This window comes from Thermodesulfobacteriota bacterium (assembly GCA_026415035.1).
Classification (GTDB): Bacteria; Desulfobacterota; BSN033; order BSN033; family UBA1163; genus RBG-16-49-23.
Window position 1 is genome coordinate 6,503 of record JAOAHX010000039.1, and the last position, 4,758, is coordinate 11,260.

The following is a 4,758-nucleotide window of genomic DNA, read 5'->3' on the forward strand; positions in this document are numbered from 1 at the left end:
TTCATTGTCACCACCGAGGCCTGCATCAAATATTACGAGAACAAAAAGAAACTCCCCAAGGGGTTGATGGAAGAGGTCCAAATCAACCTGAAGAAGATCGAAGAGAAGACTGGCAAGGGCTTCGGCAATCCCCAGAACCCCCTCTTCTTTTCCGTTCGATCGGGCGCGGCCCTCTCCATGCCCGGAATGATGGATACCATCCTCAACCTCGGCCTCAACGAGTCGACCATCGAAGGGCTCATCCAGATCACGGCGGATGGACGTTTCGCTTACGATGCCTACCGGCGCTTCATCCAGCTCTTTGGAAAGATCGCCCTCGGGGTGGACGAGAAGGAGTTCGACTCCATCCTGAACAAGACGAAGGAGAAGGCCGGGGCCACCTACGACACCGATCTCGATGCAGACCATCTGAAGGACATCTGCAAACAGTATCTCGCCCTTATCAAGAAGGAGACCGGCGCCTCCTTCCCGGAAGATCCGATGGTTCAGCTCCGGCTGGCCATCGAGGCCGTCTTCCGCTCCTGGATGGGAAAGAGGGCGGTCGATTACCGGAGGGAGTTCAACATCACCCCTGACATGGCCAACGGGACCGCGGTCAACGTCTGCACGATGGTCTTCGGGAACATGGGCTTCGACTCTGCCACGGGCGTGGCCTTCACCCGGGACCCCGGGACGGGCGAAAACGTCCTCTACGGCGAATATCTCGTCAACGCCCAGGGCGAGGATGTGGTGGCCGGCATCCGGACGCCCAAGCCGATCCAGGAGATGAAGAAGGAGATGCCCAAGACCTACCGGGAGCTGGAGAGGGTCCGAAAAATCCTCGAGGACCATTTCCGGGAGGTCCAGGATTTCGAATTCACGGTGGAAAAGGGAAAGCTCTACATCCTGCAGACCCGAAACGGAAAGATGAACGCCCAGGCCATCGTCCGGACCTCGAGGGAGATGGTGGCCGAGAGGATGATCACCAAGGAAAAGGCCGTCCTCAGGTTGAAACCGAGCGATCTGGAACAGCTCCTCCACAAGCGGATCGATCCCAACTTCAAAGGAAAGCCGATCGCCACAGGACTGCCCGCCTCCCCGGGCGCGGCCTCCGGAAAGGCCATCTTCGATGCCGACGAGGCAGAGCGGGTCGGAAAACTGGGCCATAAGGTCATCCTCGTCCGGGAAGAGACCAAACCGGAGGACATCCACGGGTTCTTCGCCTCCCAAGGGATCCTGACGAGCCGAGGGGGGAAAACCTCTCACGCCGCGGTCGTGGCCAGGGGGATGGGAAAACCCTGCGTCTCGGGTTGCGAATCCCTCTACATCGACCCGAAGGCGAGAGAGGCCACCGTGGGCAACATCAAGATCAAGGAAGGGGACTTCATCACCATCGACGGTTCGAGGGGGGAGGTCTATCTCGGAGAGGTCCCCACGGTCGATCCCGAGATCAGCAAGGACCTGCTCACCCTCCTCAGCTGGGCCGACGAGATCCGCACCCTCGGCGTTCGGGCCAACGCGGATACCCCTGAGGCGGCCCTAAAGGCCAGGCAGTTGGGCGCAGAGGGGATCGGCCTCTGCAGGACGGAGAGGATGTTCAATGCGGTGGACCGGCTACCCATCGTCCGGGAGATGATCCTGGCCAGTTCGAAGGAGAAGAGGGCCGAGGCCATTGCGAAACTCCTTCCGATGCAGAAGGGCGATTTCAAGGAGATCTTCAAGGCGATGAAGGGGCTTCCCGTGACGATCCGGCTCCTCGACCCTCCGCTTCACGAGTTCCTTCCCTCTGCCGAAGAGTTGGCCTCCGAGCTCCGCAACATCGAGAACCTCGAGAACGCCCTCGAATCGATGGAGAACATCTCCGAGGCGATGAAATACCTCGACACCACTTCGAGGGAGTCGCTCAAGCTCCTCGAACAGGTGGCGACGCACATCGCCGAGATCCGGGAGAAGAGGCTCGACCGCAAGCTCATCCGGAAACAGCAGGAGACCCTGCGGAAGGTGAAAGAGATGATGGAGGTCAACCCGATGCTCGGCCATCGAGGGGTGAGGCTCGGGATCACCTATCCCGAGATCTACAAGATGCAGATCCAGGCCATCCTGGAGGCCGCGGCGGAGTTGATCAAGGAGGGCGTGGACGTCCAGCCCGAGATCATGGTGCCCCAGGTCTGCACGGCCCAGGAGCTCAAGTGGGTCTACGAACTGGTCAAGAAGGTGGAGCGTCAGGTCGAAAAGGAGTACGGCGTCAAGGTCCAGTACAAATTCGGGACGATGATCGAGGTCGTCCGGGCCTGCATGAGGGCGGGGAGGCTGGCCGAGGTCGCCGACTTCTTCTCCTTCGGAACGAACGACCTCACCCAGGCGACCTTCTCCTTCTCGAGGGAGGATGCCGAGAACAAATTCCTCCCCCTCTACAACCAGCGGAAGATCCTCCAGGACAACCCCTTCGAGGTGCTCGATGTGAAAGGGGTGGGCCGGTTGATGATGATCACCGTGGAATGGGGAAGGAAGACCAAGCCCGATTTAAAGATCGGCATCTGCGGAGAGCACGGAGGCCATCCCGAATCGGTCGAGTTCTGCCACAACATCGGCCTCTCTTATGTGAGCTGTTCCGTCCCGAGGCTTCCCATCGCCCGGCTGGCCGCAGCCCACGCGAGGCTGAAGGAGAAAGAGAAGGCCACTTCCAAGGCCTATGACCCCGACTCTCCCGGCCTCCTCTCCTAAACCGATTTACCCAACCATTAGTAGGGCGCATCAAGCATCAAGTAGGGTGGGTCAAGCGAAGCGGACCCACCAAATCCTATCATGCGGACCCCCCATTGATTTTTAAGGTGCGATCGGTAAATTTCGATACCTTGCCGATGTTTCATCAACGCTGATCACAATACCTTCTTTTAACTCCTCCTCAAAATCCTTTACAATTTCCACTATTCGATCTGCTATGAAGTTAGGTTCGGCATTGTCAAACCGTAGCGAAACAACGCTGGGTTTATCATACCGTTTGGCGGCCAATAGAGCCGAAAAATCGAGATCCTGTGTGATAAGAACTTTATTGTTGTGCTTTGCATAATCAAGGATCACGATATCTTTCGCTCCTCTTTCCATGATCTCTGACACACGAATAATATTCCAACCCAACCCGCGGAGTTTCTCCACGGTGATAGGGGAGATATTCATGTTTGCCAGAAATTCAAGTCCCGGCACTTCTTCTTCCCCCTTTCATGGGCATCGGTCTCACTTTTTCAGAAGAGAGCCAGGCTGCATATTTCAATGCCTGAACAATATCTTCCTCCTCAAGTTCCGGGTATGTTTTAAGGATTTCCTCCTTTGTCATCCCGCCGGCGACCATCTTAAGGATAACAGAGACCGTTATTCTCATCCCTCGAATCGTAGGTTGCCCGAGACAAACCTCTGGATCCACTGTAATTCGATCCAATTCTTGCATAGGATTGTCCTCCGTAATATCGTTTTATGCCACCAAAAAGGCCCAAATACCAGGTGGTGGATCGGTCGTGCCCGGTCCACCTTGCTCTGAAATCCATATTACCAATTCAAGTAGGGTGGGTCAAGCGAAGCGGACCCACCAATCAGCCACATGGGAGGGTGGGCCAAATATAGAAGACCCACTAACTGGAGAGGAGCGAATCCAACCTATAAGTTTTTAATCGGAGGGAAATATCGAACGCGGTGACGGAACTCCTCAACAATGACAATGGCTCCCTCGTCCAAAGCCTTGGCCGCATCTTTGAGCACGGAAGACAATTTGAGAAGAAGATTGGAAGTTCTCGTATTGTGCAAACGAAATAGATTGACGCCCTTTCTTCTCCTTTTTGACAGGGCAACAATCTCCCCAAAATCAAGATCGAATGTAATGATGATGCGTTTTTCAGCTACAGCCTTTTCAAAGATTTCACCATTGGGCAAGCGATGGAGCCCTTCTTCCCTTAAATGTTTCGCATCGTGGCCGTGGTTACGCAACCATTCAACCACTCTGATATCCAGGCCCATATCAGCGAGAAAGCGCATGATTATCCTTTACAGGTTATAGCCTTGTTCTTGTGCCAACCAGGCCGCATACTCAATGGCCTGCTGGATATCTTCTCTCTCTAAATCCGGATATCCCTCAAGGATTTCTTCAAAAGTAGCACCATGTGCGATCTGGCCTACGATAACAGAAACGGGAATCCGCATACCCCGAATACACGCCCGACCTCCCATGATCTCTGGATCAAAAGTGATTCTATCAAACATTTCCTCAACCTCCTGATTTGTTGTTCTGCCTTTCATATTACCAACTCAAGTAGGGTGGGTCAAGCGAAGCCGACCCACCATTGACGGGGATCTTCCCTCCACTCTTTACTCCCGCTCCATCCCTGAAATACTCCCCGCCTCCTCCCATCCCCACCCTTCGAGGTATAACCCCCTCTCGACGGCCTGCCGAAACGAACTATGAGGCCAATCCTTCGAAGCCCCAACGTAACCGTGCTTCACCGGATTGTAATGGATGTAATCCATGTGCCTTCGCCAATCCGCCTCGTCCCTCAAAAGATGCTCCCAAAACCGCCTCTGCCAGACCTCCTTCTCTCCCCGTTCATTTGCCGAACCTCTGACCCCAACAGAAAAATAGCCCTTGATCAGCCTCCAACGTGTAGAAAAATCGAAATCCCCCGAAGGAAGGTTCCAGATGCAGTGAAAATTTTTCTTTCACCCTATCGAAAGCGGATTGGAGACGCAGGAGATGATCCGGAGCGGTAAGGAATTTCTGACGATGCTGCGTAA

General features: G+C 54.8%; 5 protein-coding genes and 1 pseudogene. 1 reads left to right on the top strand and 5 read right to left on the bottom strand.

Annotation, left to right across the window (positions count from 1 at the left end; all coding sequences use genetic code 11):
- Nucleotides 1–2,703, top strand: a 2,703-nt coding sequence (gene ppdK, locus N3G78_14480) for a pyruvate, phosphate dikinase (protein MCX8119122.1), incomplete at its 5' end; no start/stop codon positions are given.
- Nucleotides 2,704–2,805: 102 nt separating this feature from the next.
- On the opposite strand, the gene N3G78_14485 is transcribed toward ppdK, so the two are convergent.
- The 5 genes and pseudogenes from N3G78_14485 to N3G78_14505 all read right to left on the bottom strand — a co-directional run bounded on the left by N3G78_14485 (nucleotide 2,806) and on the right by N3G78_14505 (nucleotide 4,758).
- Complete coding sequence (locus tag N3G78_14485; protein MCX8119123.1) at nucleotides 2,806–3,183, bottom strand: DUF5615 family PIN-like protein; 378 nt, start codon at nucleotides 3,181–3,183, stop codon at nucleotides 2,806–2,808.
- Nucleotides 3,170–3,424: a DUF433 domain-containing protein gene (locus tag N3G78_14490; protein MCX8119124.1), complete on the bottom strand. Its 255-nt coding sequence runs from the start codon at nucleotides 3,422–3,424 to the stop codon at nucleotides 3,170–3,172. Before N3G78_14490 ends, N3G78_14485 begins: the two co-directional genes overlap by 14 nt.
- Nucleotides 3,425–3,630: 206 nt before the next feature.
- Nucleotides 3,631–4,005 carry a DUF5615 family PIN-like protein gene (locus tag N3G78_14495; protein ID MCX8119125.1) on the bottom strand — a complete coding sequence of 125 codons (375 nt, stop codon included), beginning with the start codon at nucleotides 4,003–4,005 and terminating at the stop codon, nucleotides 3,631–3,633.
- Nucleotides 4,006–4,014: 9 nt separating this feature from the next.
- Entirely contained in the window at nucleotides 4,015–4,230 is a 216-nt protein-coding gene (locus N3G78_14500; GenBank protein ID MCX8119126.1) for a DUF433 domain-containing protein, read from the bottom strand.
- Between the two features lie 105 nt (nucleotides 4,231–4,335).
- Nucleotides 4,336–4,758 (bottom strand): annotated as a pseudogene (locus N3G78_14505) (transposase).

Coding starts and splice junctions, on each gene's coding strand:
- N3G78_14495 (MCX8119125.1), bottom strand. CDS start 4,005: ATGCGCTTTCTCGCTGATATGGGCCTGGATATCAGAGTGGTTGAATGG.
- N3G78_14500 (MCX8119126.1), bottom strand. CDS start 4,230: ATGTTTGATAGAATCACTTTTGATCCAGAGATCATGGGAGGTCGGGCG.
- N3G78_14490 (MCX8119124.1), bottom strand. CDS start 3,424: ATGCAAGAATTGGATCGAATTACAGTGGATCCAGAGGTTTGTCTCGGG.